Here is a 25,995-nt window from a genome sequence, read left to right as displayed (position 1 = left end):
GTCCGGTAGACAGTAGGCCGTGACCAGCAACGCCTCTGATCTGCCCCCGGCCGCCCTCTGCCTCGATATGGACGGCACCCTCGTCGACACCGAACGCCTGTGGGACATCGCGGTGTTCGAGCTCGCCGAATACATGGGCCGTCCGCTGGACGACGCCACCCGCGAACGGACCCTGGGCAACTCCCTCCAGGGTTTCTTCGAAATCCTCGGTGAGTACACCGGCCGCACGATCGAGGGCGCTGAGTTCGATCGGTTGGCGCACCGCCTCAACACCCGCGTCACCGAACTGATGCGCACCGACATGCGCTGGCGCCCGGGAGCCGAGGAACTCCTCACCGAGATCGCGGAGACCGGGACGACGGTCGCCCTGGTCACCAACACCACCGCGGACGTCGCGCGGGTTCCGCTGGAGTTCATCGACCGGACACGCTTCGACGTGGTGGTGACCGGGTGCATGGTCCCGAACGGCAAACCCGCACCGGACCCGTACCTCCTGGCCTGCGAGCGACTCGGAGTCAGCCCCGCATCGACGGTCGCGGTGGAGGACTCCGTGACGGGCGCGACCGCGGCCGTCACAGCCGGATGCCGTGTGCTCTATGTCCCGTCGACCGAGGGACAGCCCGATGTCCCGGGTGCGCACACGCATCCGACCCTGGAGGGCGTGGGCCTGTCGGCACTGCACACACTCACCTCGGGGACACCCGTCGGCGTGGCTGTGGGACAATCGGGCGCGTGAAGACCTTCGACTCGCTGTTCGCCGAACTGTCCGAGCGGATCTCCGCGCGCCCTGAGGGCTCCGGGACCGTGACCGCGTACGACAAGGGCGTCCATCATCTGGGCAAGAAGGTCATCGAGGAGGCCGGCGAGGTCTGGATCGCCGCCGAGTACCAGTCAGACGCAGAGTTGGCCGAGGAGATCTCGCAGCTCCTGTACTGGACCCAGGTCATGATGCTCAAGCGGGGGCTGGGTCTCGAGGACATCTACCGACATCTGTGAGCCGACACCGCGCCACACCCTCACACACCCACTCGTCTGGAGTCACCATGCTGCGCGTCGCAGTGCCCAACAAGGGCGCCCTGTCCGAGTCCGCTTCCGAGATGCTCGCAGAGGCCGGGTACCGCCGGCGCCACGAGGGGAGTAAAGACCTCTCGCTCATCGATCGCGAGAACGATGTCGAGTTCTACTTCCTCCGTCCGAAGGACATCGCCGTCTACGTCGGTTCGGGCCGCCTCGATCTGGGGATCACCGGGCGAGATCTCAGTGCCGATTCCCTGGCCGAGGTCGATGAGCTCCTGGACCTGGGTTTCGGCCGGTCCACCTTCCGCTACGCCGGCCCCGCTGGTGAGGGGTGGAGCACGGATCGCCTGGCGGGTGCCCGGATCGCCACGTCGTACCCGAACATCGTTCGCAAGGATCTCGCCGACCGCGGCGTGGAGGCCGACGTCATCCGTCTCGACGGCGCGGTGGAGATCTCGATCCAGCTCGGTGTGTCGGACTGCATCGCCGACGTGGTGGGCTCGGGTCGCACTCTCAAGCTCCACGGACTCGAGGCGTTCGGGGACGTTCTCTGCGATTCGTCGGGAGTGCTCATCGCGCGTGCCGGCGCCGACGCCACGTCTGGGATGACGCAGATGCGCAACCGACTGCAGGGCGTGGTCTTCGCCCAGCAGTACATGATGCTCGACTACAACTGCCCCAGGGAATTGCTCGAGGACGTCTCGGCGATCACGCCCGGCCTCGAGTCACCGACGGTGTCGCCGATGGCTGATCCCGCGTGGATCGCCGTGCGGTCGATGGTGCCGCGCAAGCAGGTCAACTCGATCATGGACCGACTCGCCGCCGCCGGCGCCAAGTCGATCATCGCGACCGACATCCGCTCGTGCCGGATGGGCTGATCAGCCCGTCGGAAAAGTCGCGGACCCGGCGGCCGATGGCCTCCGGGTCCCGTTGCCTGTCCGGTGACTAGACCGATTCGATGAGCAACGCCTGGAGGGTGTGTCCGATCGCACCGTTCTCGTCGAACAGGGTGCCCTGAGTGGTACCCACTCCGTCGGGCCCGATCGAGGCGTCGGCCCGGACTCCGATCCACTCACCTCGGGGGAGACGGTGGACGTGCGTGATCAGATCGGTGTTGAGGAACCGCCAGTCGGTCGGTTCCAGCACCGCCCCGACACCGTTGGCGATATCCGCGACACACATGAGCTGAACGATCGGGGTCACGGGCTCACCGGCGACCAGAGGCAAACTGGGCCGAGCCCAGACCGTGCCGTCCTCTGCGCCGCGGATCTGCAGGGAATCGATGTAGCCGCTGGTCCACCGGCTGAAGAACGAACTGTCCCGATCACTGGTGGGAAGCTGCCGGACAGGTTCGACTGTCTGCTCCACCTCTGTCGTGTCGCTGGCCCGCATGCGCCATGCACTGGCGCGGGCGACCACGCGGCCACCGGCCTCGAGCTCGGCCTCGACGAGCTCGATCCGTTTCCCCGGGCGCGTGACCCGGGCACGCGTCCGCAGTTCGCCCAGCGGGACCGCACCGAGGAGGTCCACCGCGACCCGGGAGATCCGCGTGTCCTCGGCACCCTCGACCCGCTCCATCGCCCGGGTGAGGATGGCCGAGGGCGGAGCCCCGTGCTGGAGGTCCGGTCCCCATGCGCTCACCGTGTGGGGCGTCGCCCGGAACAGCTCCCAGTCGTCCTCTGTACCGAGCGGCTCGTAATAGGCCTCCGTCATTCCCACTCCTGCACTCTCACTCACCAGTCGACAGATTGGGTGTACCGGCGGGGACCACACGTGTTCCCGGCCATCCCGGGTACTCCGGCGGCGTTCCTCCGAACGCCGGGCACAGTGCTTGATGATCGCACCAGTCGCACAATCTCGACGTGCGGGGGCGGAAGTCCCCGCTCTCGCCGGCCTCCTCGATCTGCGACCAGAGGCGGTCCAGCGACGCTTCTGTCTCGACCATCGAGGCCAGGTCCGGCGTCAGGGTGAGCCAACTGCCGTTCTTGAGGTAGATGAGCTTGAGCTGCGCGGGCAGCACGCCGTGGATGCGCTGATACATGAGGGAGTAGAATCGCATCTGGAACATCGCCTGGTCCCGAAACCTGGGGTGCGGGGGCTTGCCCGTCTTGTAGTCCACGACCCGGACCTCACCCGTCGGCGCGACGTCCACCCGGTCGAGAAAGCCATGGAGCGGTGTCCCGGCCGAGGTCGAGGTGAGGAGGTACTGCTCGCACGAGGCTGGGGAGAAGCGCTGGGGGTCCTCGACCCCGTACAGCGCGGCGACCAGTCCGGCCACATCGGATTCGAACTCCGCCCGTCCGGACAGTGGTACCACCTCGCCACCTGAGTCCTCCGCGTAGAAGCGCTCCACGGCGAGCGGTACGAGCTGAGCGGCGCGCTCCGGCGCCCGCTCCTCCTGCTCGAGTCCGTACAGGTCCTCGAGGACCGAGTGCACGACCGTGCCCAGGACCTGTGCCCGGGTACGGGGTTCGGGGTTGCGATCCACGGCACGGAGCCGGTAGAGCAGGGGGCACCGGGTGAAGTCCGCGGCGCGGGAGGCGGACAACGCCAGCGGCTTCCGCCCGGCAGCGATTCCGTCGCCGTTCGCGCCGTGACCGCCGGTCCCGCTGTTCGCGCCTTGGCCGCCGTGGCCGCCGGTCCCGGTGTGAGCGCCATTCCCGACCTGACCGCCATGTCCGTCGTGTCCGTCGCGCTGCCCGGTGCCGTCGATTTCAACAGGATCCATCACACCTGGCAGGGTAGACAACCGGTCGGACATCCGGCCCCGACAAGCACCCTGGAGGTCCACAGTGCAGCGATCCGGCCCGTTCACCGTCGGCGACCGTGTCCAGCTCACCGACACCAAGGGACGCAAGTACACCGTCGTCCTGGTCGAGGGCGCAGAGTTCTTCACGCACCACGGGGCGGTGAAGCACGACGACCTGATCGGTGCCCCGGAGGGCTCGATCATCACCTCGAGCAAGGACGCGAACTACCTCGCCCTGCGCCCGCTGCTCACCGACTACGTCCTGTCGATGCCGCGCGGCGCCCAGGTGATCTATCCGAAGGACGCCGCACAGATCGTGCACGAGGGCGACATCTTCCCAGGCGCCCGCGTCCTCGAGGCCGGAGCGGGGTCGGGAGCACTGACCTGTTCGCTCCTGCGCGCGGTGGGGCCCGAGGGACAGGTGTTCTCGTACGAGATCCGCGCCGACCACGCCGAGCACGCCGAGCGCAACGTCAGGACCTTCTACGGCGACACGCCCGAGAACTGGGACCTGCGGGTGGCGGATCTGGCGGAGACCTCGGTCGAGGAGCTGGGTGGCCAGGTGGACCGGGTGATCCTGGACATGCTGGCGCCGTGGGAGTGCCTGCCGACGGTGAAGGACGTCCTGGTCCCGGGCGGTGTGTTGGTGGTCTATGTGGCCACTTCGACGCAGCTGTCGGACGTGGTCGAAGGTCTCCGCCGTCAGCAGTGTTGGACCGAGCCCCGGGCGTGGGAGTCGATCAATCGTGGGTGGCACGTGGTTGGACTGGCGGTGCGTCCGGAGCACCGCATGCAGGGCCACACCGCCTTCCTGGTGACCGCGCGCCGTCTCGCCGAGGGTGTCACAACCCTCAAGCCGAAGCGCCGCGCCGGGAAGGGCTGACCCGGGACCATCCCGCCGCGCGCCCGTCCGGTGGGATGAGACCCCACCTCACCGCGCCGACGCCCCCACCTCGCCCCGGCGATAGGGTGGAGGGAACGACGACGAGGAGATTCGTCGGCGACGAGGGAGAGCGGGTGATCGCGTGACAGAGGGACCTTCCCCGGCCGGACAGGGTGACGATCGTGTCACTGTCGACCGGGCGGAACTGGCGAGGCTGCGGAAGGCGGCTGACGAGGGTGCCCGTGCGGAGCGCGAGAAGTCCGTCAAGATTGATGCCCTGGGCGCACGCAACGTGCGTCTGGCCGAACTGCTCAAGGAGTCCCGCGACGAGCTCGCGATGCTCAAGGGCGAGGTCGAACGTCTCGGGACACCGCCGAGCACCTACGGCGTGGTCGTGGCCGCCGCGGGCGAGAGTGCCGAGACCGTCGAGGTGGTGACCTCGGGTCGGCGCATGCTCCTGACGATCGCGCCCGGTCTCGATACCTCGGATCTCACGGTGGGCGCCACGGTGCGCCTCAACGAGGCCTTGACGGTCCTCGAGGTCTCCTCCGTCCTGCCCACCACCGGCGTCACCGCGGTCTTCCGTGACGTCCTGGCCGACGGTCTGCGTGCGCGCGTGGTGATGGGCAACGACGAGGAGCACATCGTGCACCTGGCCGAGTCCCTGCGCGGCGGCCGTACCGCGGACCATCCCGCGCCGGTGCGTTCCGGCGATGCGGTCCTGGTGGACCCGAAGGCCGCCGTGGCGTTCGAGGTGGTGCCCAAGGCCGAGGTCGACGAGCTGCTGCTCGAGGAGATCCCGACCGTCGACTACTCGGACATCGGCGGTCTCGGACCGCAGATCGAGCAGATCCGGGACGCCATCGAACTGCCGTTCATCCACCACGACCTGTACCGCGAGTTCCACCTGGCACCGCCCAAGGGAGTGCTGCTCTACGGCCCGCCCGGCTGTGGCAAGACGCTCATCGCCAAGGCCGTGGCGCATTCACTGGCACGGGCCGCCGCCCTCTCGCGTGGCGAGGACGTCAGCAACGGCACGTACCCGAACTCGTACTTCCTGTCCATCAAGGGGCCGGAACTGCTCAACAAGTACGTCGGCGAGACCGAGCGTCACATCCGCTCGATCTTCGAGCGCGCGCGGGAAAAGGCGACCGAGGGCAACCCGGTGATCGTGTTCTTCGACGAGATGGATTCGATCTTCCGGACGCGGGGGTCGGGCGTGTCCTCCGACATGGAGACCACGATCGTCCCGCAGCTGCTGGCAGAGATCGACGGCGTGGAGGACCTGCGCAACGTCATCGTGATCGGCGCCTCCAACCGCGAGGACATGATCGACCCAGCCATCCTGCGTCCGGGCCGACTGGACCTGAAGATCCGGATCGACCGTCCGGACCGGGACGCTGCCGTGGACATCCTCGGCAAGTACATCACCGCGGACCTGCGGTTCGATCCGGACGACATGAACGGGGCGGAGCCGACCGAGCACGTCGGGGCGCTGATCGACCGGGTCGCCGAACGCCTCTACACCCGTGACGCCGACACGACCTATGTCCACCTGGTGTTCGCGTCCGGGCGCCGCTCCTCGCTGTACCTGGCGGACCTCACCTCCGGAGCGATGCTGCGCAACATCGTCGACCGGGCCAAGAAGCTCGCGATCAAGGACATCGTCCACGGCGGCGGCAAGGGCCTGACGACGGACGATTTCCTCGACGCAGTCGATGCCGAGTTCGCCGAGAACACGGATCTCCCCAACACCTCGAACCCGCAAGAGTGGGCCCGCCTGACGGGCGTCCGTGGCGAGCGCGTGGTCGAGGTCACCGTGCCCGACAGGGGAGGGGACGAGTGAGCGCCGCGGAGCCGCGGGGGCGGATCATCGGCACCGAGATCGAATTCGGCATCGTCGCGGTGGGCCAGCCACTGCTGAGTTCGGTGGTCACCTCCACGCAGGTCGTCAAGGCCTACAGCGACCCTGGTGAGGGCACCGGCGGCGCGGACGAGGCCCGATGGGACTACGGATCGGAGTCCCCGCTGCGGGACGCCCGCGGCTTCGACTTCGGCATCGCCCGCGCGTACGACCCGAGTGAGTTCGGCATCACCAACCGGGTGCTCACCAACGGCGCCCGGTTCTACGTGGACCACGCCCACCCCGAGTACTCGGCCCCCGAGGTCGACTCGCCGCGCGACGCGGTGATCTGGGACAAGGCGGGCGAGCTGATCATGCACCGCGCGGGCGTCGAGTCCTCGGCCACCGAGGGCAACGCGGAGCTCAAGCTCTACAAGAACAACGTCGACGGCAAGGGCGCCTCCTACGGGGCGCACGAGAACTACCTCGTGCGGCGCGACGTGGACTTCGACGCGCTCACCATGAGCCTGGCCGCCCATCTGCTGTCCCGTCAGGTCTACACCGGCGCAGGCCGGGTCGGCATCGGCCAGGAGGGACAGACCGCGGGGTTCCAGATCTCCCAGCGTGCCGACTACATCGAGGTGCTCACCGGGCTCGAGACCACGTTGCGCCGCGGGATCATCAACACCCGCGACGAGCCCCACGCCACCGATGAGACCTGGCGGCGGCTGCACGTGATCATCGGCGACGCCAACATGGCCGAACTGCCCACCTACCTCAAGATCGGCACCACCTGCCTGGTGCTGGACGCGATCGAGGCCGGCGTCGACCTGGCGGACCTGCTGCCCGTGGATCCGGTCGAGGCGGTGCACATCATCAGCCACGACCCCTCGCTCACCGCGACCGTTCGCCTGGGCGATGGTCGGGAGCTCACCGCGCTCGAGATCCAGCGGGAGATCCTGGCCAGGGTCGCCGACCTGGTCGGCGACGGACGGGGTCGACCCGCGTGGGCGCTCGAGGTGCTCGACGAGTGGCGGGCTGTCCTCGACGCGCTCGGGCAGGACCCGATGTCGTGCGCCGACCGCCTGGACTGGCCCGCCAAGCTACGTCTGCTCGAGGGCTTCCGCGCCCGCGACGACCTGTCCTGGGACCACGCGCGGCTGGCCCTGATCGACGTCCAGTACCACGACCTCGATCCCGACCGCGGACTCTACAACCGTCTAGCGTCCAAGGGCGCCATCCGCAGACTCACGACTGACGCCGAGGTCGAGGCCGCGATCACGACGCCGCCGGAACGGACGCGGGCGTGGGCCCGAGGGCGCTTCCTGGCCGAACTCGGGGATCGCGTCCACGCGGCGGGGTGGGACCACGTCGTCGTCGTCGACACCCGGGGGCACGAACGCCGCATCGACCTGGCGGACCCGTACACCGGCACCAGGGAGTTCTGCGAGGCCACCCCGGACTTCCTGTCGGCGGACGGTCCGGACGGTACCTACACGCCCACGGGCTGAGCTCCCACCCCACGCGCGCACCACGCAAGTTCCGGCGCCCACGGCGCCACGACACAAGGAGTGACCACCATGTCCCAGATCCAGAAAAACGCCGGCGGCCCCGGCGAGGGCGACGACGAGGCCGGCCAGGTCGCCAAGTCCGCCGACACCAGCTCCGCGGATTCACTGCTGGACGAGATCGACGACATCCTCGAGACCAACGCCGAGGAGTTCGTGAAGTCCTACGTCCAGAAGGGCGGGCAGTAGAGCCCATGCAGCGGCGCATCGTCGGGATCGAGACCGAATTCGGGATCACCAGCGTCGGGGTCGAGGGTGGCCGCTCGCTCGGTGCCGACGAGATCGCGCGGTACCTCTTCCGCCCCGTGGTCGAGCGGTGGCGCAGCTCGAACGTCTTCCTCGAGAACGGCTCCCGTCTCTACCTCGACGTGGGCTCGCATCCCGAGTACGCCACGGCCGAGTGCGACGGGCTGCGCCAGCTCGTGGCCCATGACCGGGCCGGCGAGCGGATCGTCGACGCGCTCGGCCTCGCGGCGGAGGAGTCGCTGGCCGCCGAGGGCATCGACGCGAAGGTGTTCCTGTTCAAGAACAACACGGACTCGGTGGGCAACTCCTACGGCTGCCACGAGAACTACCTCCTCGACCGGTCCACCCAGGTGCGCAGCATCGGCACCACCCTTCTGCCGTTCCTCGTGAGCCGGCAGCTGCTGTGCGGCGCCGGGAAGATCCTGCCCGGCACTCCCGCCGGCGTCGGGCTGGGGGAGACCCACGAGCCGGTGTTCTGCTTCTCGCAGCGCGCCGAGCACATGTGGGACGGCGTCTCGTCCGCCACCACGCGGTCCCGGCCGCTCATCAACACCCGCGACGAGCCGCACGCCGACTCGACCCGATTCCGGCGCATGCACGTGATCGTGGGCGATTCCAACATGATCGAGACCACCACCCTGTTGAAGGTGGCCAGCACACGGCTCGTGCTGGAGATGCTCGAGGCCGGCATCGACCTGCGTCCCATGGCCGTGACGCACCCGGTCCGGGCGATCCGCGAGATCAGCCGCGACCTCACCGGCACGCGGCCTGTGGCGATGGCCGACGGAACCACCATGACCGCGCTCGAGATCCAACGAGAGTTCCTCGCCGCCGTGCACCGCTACCTCGACGCCGGCGGCTGGGAGCGCGACGACCGGGACGTGGTGACCGACTGCGTCGCTCTGTGGGAGCGCGTACTGGACGCCGTCGAGTCCGGGGACCACGACTCGATCGCCGCGGACATCGACTGGGCGGCCAAGCTCCGGCTCATCCGGCAGGTACAGGACAAGACCGGCGTCGACATGACCCACCCGCGCCTGGCACAGATCGACCTCACCTACCACGACATCCGTCCCGGTCGCGGGCTCCACTCGATCCTCGAACGTCGCGGCATGGTGTCCCGGGTCGTGGACGACTCGGCCGTCGAGCACGCCCGCACCGCCGCACCGGAGACCACGCGAGCGGCCCTGCGGGGTCGCTTCATCTCCGCAGCCCGCGAGGCGGGGCGAGACCACACCGTCGACTGGGTCCACCTCAAGGTCACCGACGGCGCGCTGCCGACCATCCCGCTGAGCGACCCTTTCGCCAACATGGATCCGCGTGTCGACGAGCTGATCGCCGGGCTCGGCAGATAGCGTTCGCACTCGTGTCCACCTCGAAGTCCCAGCGACTGGTCAACCTCGTGATCTGCCTGCGGTCGACCAACGCCTACCTGTCCGCCGGTCAGATCCAGCGGATGGTGCAGGGCTACGACGACTGCGAGAACGAGGCCGCTTTCCTGCGCATGTTCGAGCGCGACAAGCGCGAGCTCCGCGACGCCGGCGTGCCGCTCGAGCAGGGGGCGTCGCTGGCACCGGGTTCACCGGCCGGATACCGCATCCCGGCCCGGGACTACGAGCTCCCCGAGATCACGCTGACCCCGGAGCAGGCCGGCGTCCTCGCCGTGGCCGCCGAGGTCTGGCGCGAGGGGGAGCGATCGGCACGTGCCGGCGGAGCGCTGGCCAAACTCACCGCCGCGGGGATCGATCCCGGGCACGACGTGGGGACGACCGTCTCCGTCGAGGACCCCGCCGAACTGGCCACCGCGGCAGTGGTGTCCGAGGCCGTGGCCGACGGCGCCGTGGTGACATTCGCGCACACCCCGGCCGGTGGCAGTGAGGCCACGTCCCGCCGCGTCGAGCCGTGGTGGACCGGATCGCGGCACGGTCACTGGTACCTCGTGGGCCACGATCTGGACCGTGGCGAGGCGCGGACCTTCCGCCTGGTCCGGATGTCGGACGTCAAGGTCGGCAAAGGTCGGCGCAGCGTGCCCGTGCCCTCGACCGACCGGGTGCTCGACCTCCTCGACGACGCGGTGTCCCGGCTCAACCCGATCCTGCAGGCCACCGTGTGGGCCGCCGACGGGCACGCCGCGGAACTACGGGCCATGGCACGGGCGGAGGAGCCGCACGTGAGGTTCGGCCGTGCCGGGGCCGACCTCGAGATCGCCGCGCCACTGGGGGAGCTCTCCTCGCTGGTCGCGGCCCAGGGCGCCGACGCTGTCGCGCTCGGTCCGGCAGAACTACGCGTCCGCGTGGTCTCGATCCTCACCGCTGCCGAGGAGGCCCGCCGATGAGCCCCCGTTCGGTCCCGCTCGCGACCCTGCTGAGCATCGTCCCGTACTTCCACAGTCGTGGCGCCGTCCCCGTGTCCGAGGCGGCACAGGACCTGGGCCTGTCGGACGGCCAGCTCCGCGACGCGTTGTGGCAGCTGTGGTCATGCGGGTTGCCGGGCTACGGTCCCGGTGACCTGATCGACCTGGCGTTCTCCGCGGAGGATCTCGACGAGGCCGAATTGGTCGAGGTGACCTTCACCGCCGGGATCGACCGACCGGTCCGCCTCACCGCCGCCGAGGCGGTGACCCTCGAGACCGGCCTGGCCGTGTTCCTCGACCGGCCCGAGGTCGTCGAACAGACCGCACTTCGGGATCTGCTGGCGACCCTCCGGACCGCAGCGGGCACCCACGGTGCGGCGCCGGCCCCGGAGGCGGGCGCCACGGACGCCGACGCCGACGTGGTGCGCACCGCCGTCCGGTCCGGCCGGGCGTTGAGGTTCGTCTACCACTCGGCCAGTTCCGACACCTCCACCATCCGCGTCGTGGACCCGGCACGGATCTCCGTCTCAGACGGTCATTCGTATGTGCACGGGGTGGATCGCGGCTCCGGCCAGTGGCGGATGTTCCGCACGGACCGGATGAGCCGGGTGGAGGACGTCGGTGAACGCCGCGCGCTCGGTCCGGAGCCCCAGGGTGACGACGACGGCGACGGCACACCGACGATCGAGAAGGCGGTTGTCCCGGCGGCCGGTGCGTGGTTCCTCGACGAGTTCGGGTTCCGTTCTGTCCACCGGCGACCGGACGGCGATATCGACGTGGAGATCGCCTATCACGACCGGGCCTGGCTCCTCCGCTTCCTGTTGGGTCATGCCGACGTGGTGACCCCGGTCGATCCGGAGCTCGCGGACCAGATCGCGCAGCGGGCGGCGGCCGGTCTGGCCGCCTACGCCGGAGACCATGTCGACGCTGGTGACGATGCGGCGGGGGAAGCGACTGCAGCCGAGACGTAAATAGTCGGTGAACGCGCAGGTCACGAGAGGTAACCGGCGGTACGGGCGCGACGGCCCCCGGAGTAGGTGCGTTAGCATGGAAACGTTGTCAGACAAACGGAGGTTGACATGGGTGCGTTGAGCATCTGGCACTGGCTCATCGTCCTCGCGGTGGTGCTCCTACTCTTCGGTTCGAAGAAACTCCCGGACGCGGCCCGCGGCCTCGGACGGTCGATGCGCATCTTCAAGTCCGAGATCAAGGAGATGCAGAACGACGGCGCCGAAGAGAAGTCGGAAACGCAGGCCATCACCCAGGGACAGCCTTCTGCCACGCAGTACGTCCAGCCGCAGACGCAGCAGTACCAGCAGTCTGCGCCCCAGGCCCCGCAGCAGCCGGCCCAGCCGCAGTACCAGCAGCCTGCACCCCAGGCTCAGCCGCAGGCGCCGCAGTACCAGCAGCCGCAGGCGCCCAACGCCCCGCAGCAGTACAACGATCCCACCGCCCCGTACAACGGCGGGCAGGGACAATAGGTCATAGAAATCGATGACTGATCCCGGAGCCACGGCGGCCGGCGATTCTCCTTCGGGGGGCGCCGGTCGCGTGCCGTCCAAGCGCCGTCGTCGGCGGCGGCAAAACCCGGACGGCACCATGCCGCTCATCGAGCACATCTACGAACTGCGGACGCGGCTGCTCATCGCCGTGGCCGCGATCGTGGTGATGCTCGGTGTCGGCTTCTGGTGGTACGGCTCCAACATCTTCGTCGTGCCGTCACTCGGCCAGATCCTCACCGATCCGTACTGCGACATCCCTCCGGGTGCCCGCCTGCAGTTGGGGGACGGCGACGAGTGCCGGTTGCTCGCCACCGGCCCCTTCGAGCAGTTCATGCTCCGCCTCAAGGTGTCCGCGACGGCGGGGATCGTCCTGGCGAGTCCGATCTGGCTCTACCAGCTCTGGGCCTTCATCACCCCGGGCCTGCACAAGAACGAGCGTCGCTACGGGTTCGTCTTCACGATCCTCGCCGCCATCCTGTTCATCGGCGGCGCCGTGTTGGCCTACGTCGTGATCGTCCACGCCCTCGAGTTCCTGCTCTCGATCGGCGACAACGTCCAGACCACCGCGTTGTCGGGCACACAGTACTTCTCCTTCCTCATCCACCTCATCCTGATCTTCGGTGTGAGCTTCGAGATCCCACTGCTTATCGCCATGCTCAACGTGGCAGGGGTGCTCAGCTACGAGGTCCTGGCCAAGTCCCGCCGCGGCATCATCATGGGTATCTTCGTGTTCGCGGCCGTCGCCTCGCCAGGCCAGGACCCGTTCTCGATGCTCGCGCTCGCCTTGGCGGTGACGTTGCTGGTGGAGTTCTCGATCCAGTTCGCCCGGATCCACGACAAGCGCAAGAGCAAGTCCCGCGCCGAGTGGCTGGACATCGATGACGAGTCCGCCTCGGCCATCGACGCCGCGTCGGGGATCGGCCCCTCGGACGGCATCGGTGCATCCGGCGGTGTCGCGAGCTCCGGCCCTCTCGAGCGCCCTGCCCCGGTGCGCGGCTCGGCATCCGCCACCGCACCCGGTGGGAACGCCGCGTCGTCGTCGATGTCCCCGCTCCAGGCGCCACCCGCCGGCGGGGCCCGATATGACGACATCATCTGAGCCCCCGTCCGAAGGACCGGACGAGCAGAGCATCCTCGTCGAGTCGTTCCTGTCGGGGGAGGGCTTCGACCCGGATCCGTTCCAGCTCGAGGCCTTCGCCGAACTGGACTCGGGACGGAACCTACTCGTCTCGGCGCCCACGGGATCCGGTAAGACCCTCGTCGGCGAGTACGCCGCGTACCGGTCCCTCGCCGGAGGCGGCAGATGCTTTTACACCACCCCGATCAAGGCGCTGAGCAACCAGAAGTTCCGCCAGTTCCGTGAGCGGTTCGGCCCCGAGAACGTGGGTCTGCTCACCGGTGACCACTCGATCGACGCGGACGCGCCGATCGTGGTGATGACCACCGAGGTCCTGCGCAACATGATCTACGGCAGCTCGTCGGCACTCCACGATCTCGACTGTGTGGTGATGGACGAGATCCATTACCTCGGTGACCGCTCGCGCGGTGTCGTGTGGGAGGAGATCATCCTCACTCTCGACCCGACAGTCCGTCTGGTCGGTCTCTCCGCGACGTTGAGCAACACTGACGAGCTCGGGGACTGGATCAGCGAGATCCGGGGCGACACCGCCGTCGTGCTCTCCGATCACCGGCCGGTACCGCTGGCACACATGCTCTACACCCGCGGCGATCTCGTCCCCGTCCGTTCCGCCGCCGAGCATCGTCGTCGTTCCCGGACCGGCTACCACGACGAGCGCGTCGCCGGTCGTCAGCGGGCACAGTGGGCCAAGCGACAGGACGTCATCGAGCACCTCGACGACGAGGGTCTCCTGCCCGCCATCTACTTCGTCTTCTCCCGGGCGGGCTGCGACGGGGCGGTCGCGCAGATGCGACGGGCACGCCTGCGTCTGACGACCGGTGACGAGGCCAGGCGCATCGGTGCCCACGTCGACGCCGCCTGCGCACAGGTCCCGCAGCAGGATCTCCAGGCGCTGGACTTCCAGGCGTTCCGGGCCGGGTTGGTCAGCGGTATCGCCGCCCACCACGCCGGAATGCTCCCGCTGTTCCGCACGGTGGTCGAGGAGCTGTTCTCGGCCGGGCTCATCAAGGTCGTCTTCGCCACAGAAACCCTCGCGCTCGGGATCCACATGCCCGCCCGCGCGGTCGTGCTGGAGAAGACCACCAAGTTCAACGGCGACACCCACACGATGCTCACCGCCTCCGAGTACTCGCAGATCACCGGCCGGGCCGGCCGCCGCGGGATCGACACCAAGGGCACCGCGGTGGTTCTCGAGCAGGCAGATCTCGACCTGGACGCCCTGTCCGCCCTCGTGGACACTCCTCGGTTCCCGTTGATCAGCGCCTTCGCACCCGACTACTCCATGGCGGTCAATCTGGTCGAACAGCTCGGCGTGGACGAGGCCACGTCGCTCATCGGGCGGTCGTTCGCGCAGTTCCAGACCGACCGCACCCTCGTGTCCCGCTCGCGGGCGATCGAGCAGCGGGCCGAGGAGCGGGATCGGATGCGCGCGTCGCTCACCGAGGCCGGGGGTGACGAGGAGCTCGACGCGTACATGGCGGTCCGCGCCGAACTGAGCCGTCTGGAGCGCCGGGCGGAGAAGGCGACACGGGACGACCGACTCAGCGCGGTGCGCGCCGCCATGCACAAGCAGACCGCGGGGTCGGTGATCACGGTCGGGCGCAAACGCTTCGGCATGGTCGCGACCGTGCTCCAGGTCCGCACCGACATCCAGTCCGACCCGGCGCTGCTCTGTCTGACCGACACAGGATGGACCGGGTGGCTGCGTCAGCACGACTTCGCCGCGCCACCGATCCCGGTCGGCCGGGTCGACCTGCCCAAGGGGCGCCGCAAGCTGGACGGCCGCGCCAAGAGGGCGCTCGTCCAGCGGATGGAGCACCTGCGCGGCAAGGCCAAGGGTCGGATGAAGAACACCGGCGGGAAGCACCAGCGCAAGGATCCGCGGATCACGGCCGCGCGCCGTGCGCTCCGTGAGAACCCGCTCCACGACGATCCTCGGATCGACAAGCTCGCTCGCCTCCACGAGCGGTGGGCCAGAGCGGATGCCGATGTCGCCGCCCTGGAGGCCGAGATCGACGCCGATGCTGATTCGCTGGCCCGTCGGTTCCGGCGCATCGTGGAACTCCTGGTCGACCTCGGCTATCTCGACACGATCGAGGGCACCCTCAGGGCCACCGACGCGGGTCGTCTGCTCGCCGGCGTCCACACCGAGCAGGATCTCTTCGTGGCCGAATGCCTGACGCGCGGCGTCTGGGAGGGACTCGACCCCGCGGGACTGGCCGCCGTCATCGCCACGGTGGTCGCGCACCCGCGCACCGAATCGGCAGTGCGGGAGCCCTCCGACGAGACCCTGCGGCAGGCCCTCTCCGAGACCTCACGCGTCGCCGAGGAGGTCGCCGCGATCGAGCGGAGCCACAAGCTCCCCGCAACCCCGGATCTCGATGCCGGACTCGCCCCGGTTCTGCACCACTGGGTGTCCGGCGGGGCGCTGTCCTCGATCCTCGCGGCCTCCTGGCAGGAGGGTGTGGAGCTCACCGCGGGAGACTTCGTCCGCTCGGCGCGACTGGTGATCGACGTCCTCGCGCAGGTGGGTCAGGTCGCCGAGCCGGAGCTCGCGAGGAATGCGCGCTCGGCGGTCGGCTCACTGCGCCGCGGTGTCGTGCTGGACCACATGACCTGATCGGCCCCGATCCAGCGCGCCGCCCAGTTCCGTGCGGTGTCCGGCGCTATCCCTCGGTGAGTCGGCGGGTGTCACTTCCTAGGCCCCGGCGAGTCGGCGAGTCGCCTCCACCAGATGCCCGATCGCCCGCGGCTGGCCGGTCGACTCCGCGAGTGCGTCGAGTCGGTTCTGGTCGAGTGCGCCATGGTGTCCGTCGGGATCCCCGGAGAACTTCAGATCATAGTCCCGCTGGCCCAACCGGACCACGCCCCGGGCGGCGGTCAGGTACCCGGCGCCGTTGGTGATCGCGGTGCGCTGACGCGCGGTCAGACCCGAGTCGGGGTCCGCGGCCGCGGCGACGATCCCGTCCAGGTCGCCGTACTCACGCAGCAGCCCCGCCGCGGTCTTGGCCCCGATGCCCGCCACCCCGGGTAGTCCGTCGGAGGCGTCCCCGACCAGTACCGCATAGTCCGCGTACACGGCCGCGTCCTCCGCCGCCGGCAGGTCGAACCGTTCGGCCACGACCTCCGGCGTGTACGCCAGGCGCTTCTTCATGCCCGCCCCGACGTACACCACGGTCGTGGTTGGGGAGGCGAGTTGGAACAGGTCGCGGTCGCCGGTGACGACCAACACCTCGCGATCGCGTGCCGAGAGCGTGGCGAGGACATCGTCGGCCTCCGCGTCCGCCGCCCACGCCTGGGTGATGCCCGCGGAGGTGAGGACCTCACGGATCGCATTCACCTGAGGTGCCAACGTCTCCGGGGCGTCCTCCTCGCCGTCGTCGCCCACACGGTGCGCCTTGTACGAAGGCAGCAACTCCACCCGCCAGTCCGGCCGCCACTCACGGTCGAGCGCCGCGACCAGGCCCGTCGGCGAGTACTCCTCGACGAGCACGGCGACCATGTCGCAGAACCCCCGCACCGCGTTGGCGGGCGCCCCGTCGGGACCGGTGATCTTCTCGGGGACGGAGTGGAACGCACGGAACCACAATCCCGCGCTGTCGAGAACCATGAGCGGACCCTGGGACACCGTGCCTCCTGGAGTGATGTGGCGGTAGCCGTGCGGCTCCCGTCAGGCTAGCCGCCGTCGGGGGCACGCGCGGGCCCGGTCGGCCTACTGTGGAGGACATGAACGACACCGCCCCGGACATCCACCAGCACCGTCTCGACTCCGTCCGTGCCCGTGCGCGGGAACTCGGCATCGACCACGTGGTGGTCTACTCCGGGGAGGACATGGCCTACCTCACCGGCCAGCGTCTGGATTCCCACGAGCGGCTCACGGCCCTGGTGGTCGCCGCCGACGGGTCCGGGCCGCTGTTGGTGCTGCCGTCGCTCGAACTCACCGACACCGTTCGCGGCGCGGCCGATCTGGTGGGGGCGACGGTGCATCCGTGGTCGGACGGGACCGACGCCGTCGCCCTGGTCACGGCGAAGGTCTCCGGGCGTGTGGCCGTGTCCACCGCGATGCCGGCGCTCCACCTGGTGCCGCTCCAGCAGGGCGTCGACGGCGAGGTGGTGCTGGCCTCCGACGTGATCGACCACGTCCGGGCCGTCAAGACCCCGGCCGAGATCACCGAGCTCGCCGACGCCGCCCGGCGTATCGACGCCGTCCATGCACGGATGGGGGAGTACCTGCAGGTGGGACGGACCGAAGCTGAGGTCGGCGAGCTCATCACCGCGGCGATCGAGGCCGAGGGACTCACGCACGCCGAGTTCGTGATCGTCGGTTCCGGCGCGCACGGCGCCGACCCGCACCACGGGGTCTCCGACCGGGTGATCCGGGAGGGCGACATCGTGGTGGTGGATATCGGTGGTCCGGTACCCAGCGGCTACCACTCCGACTGCACGCGGACCTACTCAATGGGCGAGCCGGACCCGCAGGTGGCCACGGAGTACGCCGAACTGCAGGAGGCGCAGCGCCTGGCGCGGGAGGCCGTGCGCCCGGGTGTGGCGATCGGCGAGGTCGACGCGGCCGCACGTGAGTATCTCGCGGCCGCGGGTCTGGGTGAGCGGTTCATCCACCGCACCGGGCACGGGATCGGGCTGGGCCTGCACGAGCCGCCGTTCGTCGCCCCCGGCGCAGACACCGTGCTGGCCGAGGGCATGACCTTCTCCGTCGAACCGGGCATCTACCTCGACGGCCGGTGGGGAGCGCGCCTCGAGGACATCGTCACGGTGACGGCCGACGGTCGGCGGGACCTCAACACCGGTGAGCGCGGCCTCCGGGTGCTCTGACGATCCCGGGCGCTCCGCCCCGGTGAAGCGCTACGCGCCGGTGAACATCGCGGCCGAACCCAGCACCCGATCGATCTCGATCGCCACCACCACACGGTCCGGGTTGGGCCGGGGTTCCCGGTAGCGCAGCGCGTACCGCCGTTCGCCCTCACGGACCTCGGCGGCGTCGGTGAGGAGGCGGACCGGTCCCTCGAAGGTCAACCAGCGGGCGCCGTCGACATGGGAGACCGCGGCCCGCGTTCCGTGCTCGGCACCGCGGGCGGCATTCCGGGCCTTCTGCGAGCCACGATTGGTGATCACGCGGGCCAGGCCGCCCTCGGTGTCGACGGTGAACCCCACCGCCACCACGTGCGGTGATCCGTCCCCACGCAGCGTAGTCAGCGTCCCGAGATGGTAGGTCGACAGGAACTCGTGGGCGTCGTCGGACAACTCTGCGAGGGTGTGCGCCATACCGGTGAGCCTGCCAGAAGACCGCCGGGGTGGCCCACGTGCACTGTCAGCGAGCGTCCCCGTGGGAGACTGGGCGCATGTCCACTCCTGCATCATCGTCTGCCCGGCCGGGTTCCGGGGGTGAGGTCGTCGCCGTGTTCGGCGGTCGTAGTGAGATCGGACTCGCGGTGGCCGAGCGCCTCGCGCGGGGTCGCACCCTCGTGCTGGCGTCCAGGCCCGGTGGGGACGTCTCCGCGCTCGCCGCGCCCCTGGAGGCCGCGGGTGCGGTGGCGGTGGAACACGTCGAGTTCGACGCGGACGATCTGGAGTCGCACGGGACGGTCGTGGACGGGATCGAGTCCCGGGTCGGCCCCATCGGCATCGCCGTCCTGGCCTTCGGAATCCTCGGTGATCAGGAGGTCGCGGAGCGGGACGCCGGCGCCGCCGCGCGGATACTCCACACCGACTTCGTGGCCCAGGCCGCGCTGCTGACGACCCTGGCCGAGCGGATGAAGCCGCGCCGGAGCGGGGTGCTCGTGGCGTTCTCATCTGTCGCCGGGCAGCGCGTGCGGCGCGCCAACTACGTCTACGGTTCGGCCAAGGCGGGACTGGACGGTTTCGCCTCCGGCATGGCGGACGCCCTGCACGGCACAGGGGTCACGCTGGTGATCCCGCGTCCCGGATTCGTGATCGGTCGCATGACGAAGGGGATGGATCCCGCGCCGTTCTCCTCGACCCCGGACCAGGTCGCGGATGCGGTGGTCGAACGTGTACTGGGCCGTCGCCCGGGCGTCGTGTGGATCCCGTGGCAGCTCCGGGTGATGTTCGCCGTCGCGAGGCTGGTCCCGCAGACGGTCTGGCGGAGGATGCCCCGGTGAACGGTCCGGCGGTGACGCGGGGGAGCGGCGCACAGACCCCGCCGGCGGTCCACCTCATCGGGGTCGGCCCCGGACCGGTCGATCTCCTCACAGTCCGCGCCTCGCGGCTCATCGCGATGAGCGGGACGTGTCTGCACGCCCACGGCGCGGTGCCCGCGGAGGCGATGTCCCTCGTGCCGCCCACCGCGAGGGTCGTGGACATCTCCGGACTGTCCGAGGGACAGGCGATCGACGAGATCTCCGCCGCCCTGGGCCGCGGCGACCGCGTCGTCCACCTGTTTGCCGGCGATCCCGGTCAGCACCCCGAGTCCCGGACCCTGGCAGACACGCTCGATTCGGCGGGCATCTCCTGGGAGCACGTCCCGGGCATCTGCCATCCGGACTTCACCTCGCCGGTCGACGTGGAGGGCCCGCATCCGGGCGGGGGCACGGGCGCAGACGGAGGCCCGGCCACCGGTCAGGCAGCGGGGGTCAACGATCAGTCAGGGGCGGGAGCCCCGGCCTCCACCACTCCGGGGAAGATCCTCGTCCTGGGCGGAACCGTGGAAGCGCGCAGGCTCGCCGACCTGTTGGTGAGCGCTGGGTTGGACGTGGTGACGGCCCTGGCCGGGAAACTCGCCCGGCCCCGGCTGCCCCGCGGAGAGGTCCTCATCGGCGGGTTCGGCGACGTGGACGGCCTCGCACAGTGGCTGCGCGCCACCGGTGCCAGCGCGGTCATCGACGCGACCGATCCGTTCGCGGTCCAGATCTCCACCGACGCCATTCTCGCTGCGGCCGACACCGGGGTGCCGCTCCTGCGGCTGCAGCGCCCGAGGTGGACGGAAGGGGAAGGGGACCGCTGGATCCGGGTCCCCGACATGCGCGCCGCGGTCGAGGCGGTCCGGGGCCAGTACCGGCGTCCGATGCTCACCGTCGGCAAGCTCGGCGCGTCCGAGTTCGCCGGTGATTCCCAAGGCGCCTACCTGATCCGTTGCTCGGAGCCGCCACCCGGGCCGCTCCCGGAGCGGTACCTGCTCGTGCTCGACAAGGGCCCGTTCGGGGTGGATTCCGAACGGACCATCATGTCGCGGCACCGCATCGACGTACTGGTCACGCGCGAGAGCGGCGGCCGGGCGTCGGCCGCGAAGCTCGAGGCGGCGCGAGCGCTGAACATCCCGGTGGTTATGGTCGACCGGCCGCGGGACCCCGCCGAGGCGGCCGGTCTGCCGACGCCGGAGACCGTCCACCGGGTGGACGAGGCGGCCCGCTGGCTCGTGGAGCGTTTCGGGTCGCGCTGACCAGGGTGGTGACGGCTCAGGGCCGGCCCACCACGTAGCCCTGCGGTGTCGCGGTGACGCGCTGGCCTGCACCGGTGTCGCCGCAGGCACGGTCGCACCCGACCCAGTGCTGCCGTCCGACAACCGGGAGTGTGCCCTCACGCACTGCTGCGGTGGCGTCCGCGCGGACGTCGGTGAGCGAGCGGGAGCAGCCGGGCAGTCCGGTGCACGCGGTCACCTCGACCCAGGGTGATGCGGCGTCGAAGATCATGCCCATCGGGGCGAGCACGCGGACCACCTGCTCGGCCATCCCCTCGGTCAGTTCGTGGAGTCCGATCACGCGCTCGGCCGAGATGGTGCTGGGCCGCTCGATCGCGCCGAGGAACTCGGCGAGCCGCGCAGGAACCACGCCGAAGGGCACCACGGCGAGCAGGCTGACGAGGCCGTCGTCGGTGTCCACCCAGCCGACCGGCGGCACCTCTGCCGCGGTAGAGGGCTCGCCACCGACGGTCATCGCGTGCGTGCCGGGTGACTCGGAGGTGCCGGTCGCCGCCGTGGATCCCGTGGTCAGTGGGTGATCCCTCAGTGCGACGACGACGAGGTCGTGCAGCTGCCCGGACGCCGGGACACGCCACTGTCGTTCCGTGCTCGAGACGAACGATGCGGCGACGTCTACGAGAACGGTCGCCACATCGGCCATCGTCGTGCGCAGGCCCGTGTCACGCCCACGGACGTGCAGCCTCACCACCCCGGCGCCACTACCGTCAGCACTGGCGTCGACCCCCGCGACGGCGGCGAGATCCGGACTGTGGGCGAGCACATCTCCGGATCCGTCGTCGAAGCCGAACAGGAAGCGACCACTCAGCGCCGCCACGTCGTCTCGCGCCATCAGCGCCGCGTCGAGAAACTCGGGCAGCTGGCCCAGATCGTGATGTCCCGCGAGGCGACCCGCCATGGGGGAAGCGAGGATGTTCCGCACCCTGTCGTGGGCGACGCTCGGGAGGAGCCCAGCCGCCTCCACCCGGTCCCGCAGTAGAGCCTCGTCCCGTACACCCCGGACCTGGATGTTGCCGCGCGAGGTGAGGTGGAGGTCGCCACCGTGGTCCGTGGCGATCTGCGCGAGGGCAGCCCAGTCCGTGGGCCGGAGCCGGCCTCCGGGAAACCGAAGTCGGGCGAGCCCACCGTCCGCGGCGGGGTGCACCCGCACCGTCCCGGGGCAGTTGTCGCCGCGATCGGTCGGGGAAGGGAAGTCCGTCATGTCTGTCCAGCCTAGAGCGGCCACGCTCCGTCGGCCCAGCCCAGCGGAACCATTACTTCGGGTCCCAACCCAGTGGAGCCGGTCCTTCGGGTGAGGCGGATTCCGCGGCGCCGACGCCACTCGGGGATACTCGGAGCATGCCTGCACTTCTCGCCACCGGAGGCCGCGTCCTCACCCCAGCCTCGCGGGACGCCACCGCGTTTGCGTACGAGAACGGACTGCTGACCTGGGCGGGCGCCGACGCCCCGGGCCCCGCGTTGTTCCCCGAGGCGGACCGCATCGACCTGGGCGGGGACTGGGTGGCACCCGCGTTCGTCGACTGCGTTGTCGGCGCGTCCAACACCGGTGACGATGCCGACCCGGCCGGCCCGGCCGACCTTGCCGACCCGGCCGCGGCGGCCGCCGGCGTCGTGCGTGCCGCGCTGCCCGAGTCCCACGGCCTCGACGCCGTGGACACACGCGTGCGCGCAGGGGAGCGCGTCGTCCTCGGCCCGGACGTCGACCCCACGGCGGTCGCCGCCGAACTGACCCGCCTCGCCGGGGAACTCGGCGGTCCTGCGGTCGCCCGAACCACACCGCTGCTGATCGGCGCCACTGAGTTCAGCAACGACGACCTGTCCGCGCTCGCCACGGTCGGCGCCGTTCTCCTGGTCCGCCCGCTCGTCGACGACCTCACCGGCCTCGATCTGGTGCGCATCGCCGCCTCCGGCGTGGCACTGGCCGCCACCGTCAGCACCGTCGACAGCGTCAGAACCGTCGGCACCGTCGGCACCGACCATGTCTACCGCCCCTGGGACGCACTCCGGGCCCTCACCTCGATCGACGGCGGGCGGGGACTCTCGCCCCGTGCCGCGTTCACCGCCACCACCCGCGGAGCCCGCCGGGCCGCCGGTGCCCGTGACGGCCTGTCCGGAACCCTGGCCCCCGGCGCGCCCGCGACGTATGCGCGGTGGGAGACGGGCGAACTCGCGGTGGTCGCCGCCGACGACGCCGTGCAGCGGTGGTCCACCGATCCGCGCTCGGGGGTCCCGCCACTGCCCGACCTCACCGGTTCCGATCCCGTCCTGCGGTCACTCGTGGTGGACGGCACCCCCGCAGACACCGCAGAGTGATGCCGCTCGTCGTCCGGCTCCTCTGGGCGGCTGCGGCCGGTGCGCTGCTGGCCGCGTCGTTCCCTCCTGTCGGCCTGTGGTGGGCGGCCCTGCCTGCAATGGCGCTCGTCGTCGTCGTCCTGGCCCCCGTGCGCGGCTCCACGCCGCGCGCCCGTACCGGCGCCCTTATCGGCTTCGTGACGGGGCTAGTGTTCTTCCTTCTCCTCGTCCCGTGGGTCGGGTTGTACGTGGGCGCCTACGCCGCGTGGGGCCTGTCCGTGGTCGAGGCGCTGTACCTCGCCGCGTTCGGCGCCGGCGCGACTGTCATCCTCCGCGCCGGCCTCGGCGTGCGGACTCAGCTCCCGGCCTACGGCGAGCGCCCCGCCCGCACGGCCTCGCGCGCGACCGCGGCGCTGCTCGGATTCGCCGGGTGGTGGTCACTGTGGGAATGGATCCGGTCGTCGTGGCCGTGGGGCGGATTCCCCTGGGGGCGGCTCGCGTTCGGCCAGGCCGACGGCCCACTGCTGCCACTGGCGTCCCTCGGCGGCACACCGCTGCTCGGGTTCGTCGTGGCCACACTCGGCGGTGCGCTCGGATTCGCGGTGGTCCTCCTGCTCCGTCGCTCCCGGCCCGGACGCGTCCTCACCGGACTGGTCACCACCGCCGTCGCGGCGGTGGGCCTCGTCGCCGTGGCCACACTCGCACCGCGCGGGGCACAGGACACCCGCACCCTCGACGTGGCGCTGATCCAGGGCAACGTCCCGCGGCTGGGGCTCGACTTCAACGCGCAGCGCCGTGCGGTGCTGGACAACCACCTCCGCGTCACCGCCCAACTGGCCGACGACGTCGACGCTGGCACCGTCCCTCGCCCGGATCTCGTGCTGTGGCCGGAGAACGCCTCTGACATCTCGCCGCTCGCCGACCAGCGCGCGGGCGCACAGATCTCCGCACTCTCGCGCCGTCTCGGGGCCCCGATCCTCGTCGGGACGGTGCTCGCGACCGGCCACGAGCGTGAGGCCACCAACTCGTACCTCGTGTGGGACGGCACCGCCGACGACCCCGTGACCGACCGCCACGACAAGAAGTACATCCAACCGTTCGGGGAGTGGCTGCCGCTCCGGAAGCCCCTCGAGGCGCTGTTCCCGATCGCCCGCACGGCCGGACATTTCGTGCCCGGGGACGGCGACGGCGTGGTGAGCGCCGCCGGGGTGGACCTGGGCGTGGCCATCTGCTTCGAGGTGGCCTTCGACTCCGCTGCGCGGGAGCCCGTGGCCCGGGGCGCGGAACTGCTCGCGGTACCGACCAACAACGCGACCTTCGGGCGATCGCCCATGACCTACCAGCAGCTCGCCATGTCCCGCGTACGCGCGGTCGAGCACCACGTCCCCGTCCTCATCGCCGCGACCAGCGGTGTGAGTGCGGTCATCGGGCCAGACGGCGACGTACGCCAGGAGGCGGGGATCTTTGAACCCGCGGCGTTGGTGGCGCAGGTGGAGATCGGGTCGGCCGGTACGATGGCAACCCGTCTGGGCGGCATCCCCCAAGCGGTGAGTTGCCTCATCGGGCTCGTCGCACTGGCGTGGGCGGCCCTGGGCACCCGGCGCCGGCCCGACACCGAGATCGAGGAGAACTAAGTGACCGAACCGACGACGCCCGGCGGCAGCGCGCCGTCTGAGCGCACGCTCGTGATCATCCCGACCTACGACGAGCGGGAGAACCTGCCCGGCGTGGTCGAGCGCCTCCTGGTCGCCGCACCTGACGTCTCGGTCCTCATCGCCGACGACAACAGCCCGGACGGCACGGGCGAGGTCGCCGACCGGCTCGCCGCCGACGACGTCCGTGGCCGCATCAGCGTCCTGCACCGCACCGGCAAAGAAGGTCTCGGCGCGGCCTACATCGCCGGATTCCGCTGGGGCCTCGAGCGTGGTTACACCGTCCTGGTCGAGATGGACGCCGACGGCAGCCATCCGCCCGAGCGCCTGCCCGCGATGCTGGACGCCGTCGACGCCGGCGCAGACCTCGCGATCGGGTCGCGGTACGTCCCCGGGGGCAGTGTCGTCAACTGGCCGTGGCAGCGGCACGTGATCTCACGCGGCGGCAACATCTACTCGCGGATCATGCTCGGGGTGGGAATCAAGGACATCACCGCCGGATACCGCGCGTACCGCGCGGACGCCCTCGCCGAGATGGACATGGACTCCATCGAGTCCAAGGGCTACTGCTTCCAGATCGACATGACGTGGCGGCTCCTGGGAAATGAACGGAAGGTCGTCGAGGTGCCGATCACGTTCACCGAGCGCACCATCGGGCACTCCAAGATGAGCGAGTCGATCTTCCGCGAGGCCGCCGTCAACGTGGCGAAGTGGGGCTGGGAGAAGCGCCGGGCGCAGCTCGCGTCGCTCCTCGGCCGCTAAACCCGTCCGCACGGGTCGGCACGGCTCCGCACAGATCCGCCACGTCGTCGGACGACGAACGCCCCGTCGCCGGGATCGGCGGGCGGGGCGTCCTGTGGTTCTACGCGACTGGGCGAAAGGGCCGCGTGGTGGCCGTACTTCTAGCGCGAGCCGGCGCGACGGCGCTTACGGAGCAGGTCCATGCGCTCCTTGAGCAGGTCCTCGAGCTCCTCGACGGAACGACGCTCGAGCAGCATGTCCCAGTGGGTGCGCGGCGGCTTGCCCTTCTTCACCTCGACGGCCGGACCGTCGATGAGCTGACCTTCCTGGCCGTTCTTGCACATCCAGGTGCCCGGGATCTCCGCGTCGTCCGCGAAGGGCACCTCGAAGACCTCACCGTTGGGGGTCTGGTACTTGGCCATACGGCGGGGGGCGAGGTCGTGGTCCCGGTCCGTCTCGTAGCTCACCGCACCGAGGCGGCTGCCTCTGAGCACTCGATCTGCCATGCGAACTCCTTCTGCCGTGTCCGTCCGACGCCGATCTGGACGGATCGGCACA

Annotated in this window: 25 protein-coding genes; 19 read left to right on the top strand and 6 right to left on the bottom strand. The window is 70.1% G+C overall.

The window, feature by feature from the left end:
* Nucleotides 1-19 precede the first annotated feature (19 nt).
* Genes OPF83_RS00210 through hisG form a run of 3 tightly spaced genes read left to right on the top strand, consistent with a single transcriptional unit; the run spans nt 20 to nt 1,895 of the window.
* Nucleotides 20-736 (top strand): HAD family phosphatase, encoded by a 717-nt coding sequence (locus OPF83_RS00210; RefSeq protein ID WP_264885201.1) that lies wholly within the window; start codon nt 20-22, stop codon nt 734-736.
* Nucleotides 733-996: a phosphoribosyl-ATP diphosphatase gene (locus tag OPF83_RS00205; RefSeq protein ID WP_264885200.1), complete on the top strand. Its 264-nt coding sequence runs from the start codon at nt 733-735 to the stop codon at nt 994-996. Before OPF83_RS00210 ends, OPF83_RS00205 begins: the two co-directional genes overlap by 4 nt.
* Before the next feature lie 47 nt (nt 997-1,043).
* Entirely contained in the window at nt 1,044-1,895 is an 852-nt protein-coding gene (hisG, locus tag OPF83_RS00200) for an ATP phosphoribosyltransferase (protein ID WP_264885199.1), read from the top strand.
* 67 nt (nt 1,896-1,962) lie between these two features.
* On the opposite strand, the gene OPF83_RS00195 is transcribed toward hisG, so the two are convergent.
* Nucleotides 1,963-2,730 (bottom strand): thioesterase family protein, encoded by a 768-nt coding sequence (locus tag OPF83_RS00195; protein ID WP_264885198.1) that lies wholly within the window; start codon nt 2,728-2,730, stop codon nt 1,963-1,965.
* Nucleotides 2,731-2,746: 16 nt separating this feature from the next.
* Nucleotides 2,747-3,745 carry a RecB family exonuclease gene (locus OPF83_RS00190; RefSeq protein ID WP_264885197.1) on the bottom strand — a complete coding sequence of 333 codons (999 nt, stop codon included), beginning with the start codon at nt 3,743-3,745 and terminating at the stop codon, nt 2,747-2,749.
* 64 nt (nt 3,746-3,809) lie between these two features.
* Between OPF83_RS00190 and OPF83_RS00185 the strand changes: the two genes are divergently transcribed.
* From OPF83_RS00185 to OPF83_RS00140, 10 genes are all read left to right on the top strand, one after another.
* Nucleotides 3,810-4,649 (top strand): tRNA (adenine-N1)-methyltransferase, encoded by an 840-nt coding sequence (locus OPF83_RS00185; protein ID WP_264885196.1) that lies wholly within the window; start codon nt 3,810-3,812, stop codon nt 4,647-4,649.
* Between the two features lie 142 nt (nt 4,650-4,791).
* Entirely contained in the window at nt 4,792-6,495 is a 1,704-nt protein-coding gene (gene arc / locus OPF83_RS00180; RefSeq protein WP_264885194.1) for a proteasome ATPase, read from the top strand.
* Nucleotides 6,492-8,003: a depupylase/deamidase Dop gene (dop, locus tag OPF83_RS00175; protein WP_264885193.1), complete on the top strand. Its 1,512-nt coding sequence runs from the start codon at nt 6,492-6,494 to the stop codon at nt 8,001-8,003. Before arc ends, dop begins: the two co-directional genes overlap by 4 nt.
* Before the next feature lie 69 nt (nt 8,004-8,072).
* Nucleotides 8,073-8,249, top strand: coding sequence for a ubiquitin-like protein Pup (locus tag OPF83_RS00170; RefSeq protein ID WP_264885192.1), 177 nt, complete (start codon nt 8,073-8,075; stop codon nt 8,247-8,249).
* Between the two features lie 5 nt (nt 8,250-8,254).
* Nucleotides 8,255-9,661, top strand: a complete 1,407-nt coding sequence (gene pafA / locus OPF83_RS00165; protein ID WP_264885191.1) for a Pup--protein ligase — start codon at nt 8,255-8,257, stop codon at nt 9,659-9,661.
* An 11-nt stretch (nt 9,662-9,672) separates the two neighbouring features.
* Nucleotides 9,673-10,641, top strand: coding sequence for a YafY family protein (locus OPF83_RS00160; RefSeq protein WP_264885190.1), 969 nt, complete (start codon nt 9,673-9,675; stop codon nt 10,639-10,641).
* Nucleotides 10,638-11,630 carry a YafY family protein gene (locus OPF83_RS00155; protein ID WP_264885189.1) on the top strand — a complete coding sequence of 331 codons (993 nt, stop codon included), beginning with the start codon at nt 10,638-10,640 and terminating at the stop codon, nt 11,628-11,630. Before OPF83_RS00160 ends, OPF83_RS00155 begins: the two co-directional genes overlap by 4 nt.
* A gap of 108 nt (nt 11,631-11,738) precedes the next feature.
* On the top strand, nt 11,739-12,140 hold the full coding sequence (gene tatA, locus OPF83_RS00150) for a Sec-independent protein translocase subunit TatA (RefSeq protein ID WP_264885188.1): 402 nt from the start codon (nt 11,739-11,741) through the stop codon (nt 12,138-12,140).
* Nucleotides 12,141-12,153: 13 nt separating this feature from the next.
* Nucleotides 12,154-13,260 (top strand): twin-arginine translocase subunit TatC, encoded by a 1,107-nt coding sequence (gene tatC, locus OPF83_RS00145; RefSeq protein ID WP_375546181.1) that lies wholly within the window; start codon nt 12,154-12,156, stop codon nt 13,258-13,260.
* Nucleotides 13,244-15,919: an RNA helicase gene (locus OPF83_RS00140; RefSeq protein ID WP_264885187.1), complete on the top strand. Its 2,676-nt coding sequence runs from the start codon at nt 13,244-13,246 to the stop codon at nt 15,917-15,919. The genes tatC and OPF83_RS00140 overlap by 17 nt, the downstream gene beginning before the upstream one ends.
* A gap of 78 nt (nt 15,920-15,997) precedes the next feature.
* Here OPF83_RS00140 and OPF83_RS00135 read toward each other — a convergent pair whose 3' ends face one another.
* Nucleotides 15,998-16,927 (bottom strand): 5'-3' exonuclease H3TH domain-containing protein, encoded by a 930-nt coding sequence (locus OPF83_RS00135; protein ID WP_264885186.1) that lies wholly within the window; start codon nt 16,925-16,927, stop codon nt 15,998-16,000.
* 98 nt (nt 16,928-17,025) lie between these two features.
* Between OPF83_RS00135 and OPF83_RS00130 the strand changes: the two genes are divergently transcribed.
* Nucleotides 17,026-18,132, top strand: a complete 1,107-nt coding sequence (locus OPF83_RS00130; RefSeq protein WP_264885185.1) for a Xaa-Pro peptidase family protein — start codon at nt 17,026-17,028, stop codon at nt 18,130-18,132.
* Between the two features lie 30 nt (nt 18,133-18,162).
* Here the strand turns inward: OPF83_RS00130 and OPF83_RS00125 are convergent, their stop codons facing one another.
* Nucleotides 18,163-18,582 carry a pyridoxamine 5'-phosphate oxidase family protein gene (locus OPF83_RS00125; RefSeq protein ID WP_264885184.1) on the bottom strand — a complete coding sequence of 140 codons (420 nt, stop codon included), beginning with the start codon at nt 18,580-18,582 and terminating at the stop codon, nt 18,163-18,165.
* Between the two features lie 77 nt (nt 18,583-18,659).
* Between OPF83_RS00125 and OPF83_RS00120 the strand changes: the two genes are divergently transcribed.
* Nucleotides 18,660-19,439, top strand: coding sequence for an SDR family NAD(P)-dependent oxidoreductase (locus OPF83_RS00120; protein ID WP_264885183.1), 780 nt, complete (start codon nt 18,660-18,662; stop codon nt 19,437-19,439).
* The gene (locus OPF83_RS00115) at nt 19,436-20,716 is read left to right on the top strand and encodes a cobalt-precorrin-6A reductase (protein WP_264885182.1); all 1,281 of its coding nucleotides are present in this window, start codon (nt 19,436-19,438) and stop codon (nt 20,714-20,716) included. The genes OPF83_RS00120 and OPF83_RS00115 overlap by 4 nt, the downstream gene beginning before the upstream one ends.
* Nucleotides 20,717-20,732: 16 nt before the next feature.
* Here the strand turns inward: OPF83_RS00115 and OPF83_RS00110 are convergent, their stop codons facing one another.
* The gene (locus OPF83_RS00110) at nt 20,733-21,953 is read right to left on the bottom strand and encodes a precorrin-3B synthase (RefSeq protein WP_264885181.1); all 1,221 of its coding nucleotides are present in this window, start codon (nt 21,951-21,953) and stop codon (nt 20,733-20,735) included.
* A gap of 137 nt (nt 21,954-22,090) precedes the next feature.
* On the opposite strand from OPF83_RS00110, the gene OPF83_RS00105 reads away from it, so the two are divergent.
* Genes OPF83_RS00105 through OPF83_RS00095 form a run of 3 tightly spaced genes read left to right on the top strand, consistent with a single transcriptional unit; the run spans nt 22,091 to nt 25,458 of the window.
* Nucleotides 22,091-23,065: an amidohydrolase gene (locus tag OPF83_RS00105; protein ID WP_264885179.1), complete on the top strand. Its 975-nt coding sequence runs from the start codon at nt 22,091-22,093 to the stop codon at nt 23,063-23,065.
* Complete coding sequence (gene lnt, locus OPF83_RS00100; RefSeq protein WP_264885178.1) at nt 23,065-24,678, top strand: apolipoprotein N-acyltransferase; 1,614 nt, start codon at nt 23,065-23,067, stop codon at nt 24,676-24,678. Before OPF83_RS00105 ends, lnt begins: the two co-directional genes overlap by 1 nt.
* A complete protein-coding gene (locus tag OPF83_RS00095) occupies nt 24,679-25,458 on the top strand; it encodes a polyprenol monophosphomannose synthase (protein ID WP_264885177.1) in 780 nt (259 codons plus the stop codon).
* 140 nt (nt 25,459-25,598) lie between these two features.
* Here the strand turns inward: OPF83_RS00095 and OPF83_RS00090 are convergent, their stop codons facing one another.
* The gene (locus tag OPF83_RS00090; protein ID WP_264885175.1) at nt 25,599-25,943 is read right to left on the bottom strand and encodes an RNA polymerase-binding protein RbpA; all 345 of its coding nucleotides are present in this window, start codon (nt 25,941-25,943) and stop codon (nt 25,599-25,601) included.
* Nucleotides 25,944-25,995 lie beyond the last annotated feature (52 nt).

Source organism: Dietzia sp. NCCP-2495 (genome assembly GCF_026011735.1).
In the GTDB taxonomy this organism is placed as follows: Bacteria; Actinomycetota; Actinomycetes; order Mycobacteriales; family Mycobacteriaceae; genus Dietzia.
The sequence above is the reverse complement of the archived record's forward strand: the minus strand, read 5'-3'. Positions and strand labels throughout refer to the sequence as shown.

Coding starts and splice junctions, on each gene's coding strand:
- hisG (WP_264885199.1), top strand. CDS start 1,044: ATGCTGCGCGTCGCAGTGCCCAACAAGGGCGCCCTGTCCGAGTCCGCT.
- OPF83_RS00195 (WP_264885198.1), bottom strand. CDS start 2,730: ATGACGGAGGCCTATTACGAGCCGCTCGGTACAGAGGACGACTGGGAG.
- OPF83_RS00190 (WP_264885197.1), bottom strand. CDS start 3,745: ATGGATCCTGTTGAAATCGACGGCACCGGGCAGCGCGACGGACACGAC.
- OPF83_RS00170 (WP_264885192.1), top strand. CDS start 8,073: ATGTCCCAGATCCAGAAAAACGCCGGCGGCCCCGGCGAGGGCGACGAC.
- pafA (WP_264885191.1), top strand. CDS start 8,255: ATGCAGCGGCGCATCGTCGGGATCGAGACCGAATTCGGGATCACCAGC.
- OPF83_RS00155 (WP_264885189.1), top strand. CDS start 10,638: ATGAGCCCCCGTTCGGTCCCGCTCGCGACCCTGCTGAGCATCGTCCCG.
- tatA (WP_264885188.1), top strand. CDS start 11,739: ATGGGTGCGTTGAGCATCTGGCACTGGCTCATCGTCCTCGCGGTGGTG.
- tatC (WP_375546181.1), top strand. CDS start 12,154: ATGACTGATCCCGGAGCCACGGCGGCCGGCGATTCTCCTTCGGGGGGC.
- OPF83_RS00140 (WP_264885187.1), top strand. CDS start 13,244: ATGACGACATCATCTGAGCCCCCGTCCGAAGGACCGGACGAGCAGAGC.
- OPF83_RS00130 (WP_264885185.1), top strand. CDS start 17,026: ATGAACGACACCGCCCCGGACATCCACCAGCACCGTCTCGACTCCGTC.
- OPF83_RS00125 (WP_264885184.1), bottom strand. CDS start 18,582: ATGGCGCACACCCTCGCAGAGTTGTCCGACGACGCCCACGAGTTCCTG.
- OPF83_RS00120 (WP_264885183.1), top strand. CDS start 18,660: ATGTCCACTCCTGCATCATCGTCTGCCCGGCCGGGTTCCGGGGGTGAG.
- OPF83_RS00110 (WP_264885181.1), bottom strand. CDS start 21,953: ATGACGGACTTCCCTTCCCCGACCGATCGCGGCGACAACTGCCCCGGG.
- OPF83_RS00105 (WP_264885179.1), top strand. CDS start 22,091: ATGCCTGCACTTCTCGCCACCGGAGGCCGCGTCCTCACCCCAGCCTCG.
- lnt (WP_264885178.1), top strand. CDS start 23,065: ATGCCGCTCGTCGTCCGGCTCCTCTGGGCGGCTGCGGCCGGTGCGCTG.
- OPF83_RS00090 (WP_264885175.1), bottom strand. CDS start 25,943: ATGGCAGATCGAGTGCTCAGAGGCAGCCGCCTCGGTGCGGTGAGCTAC.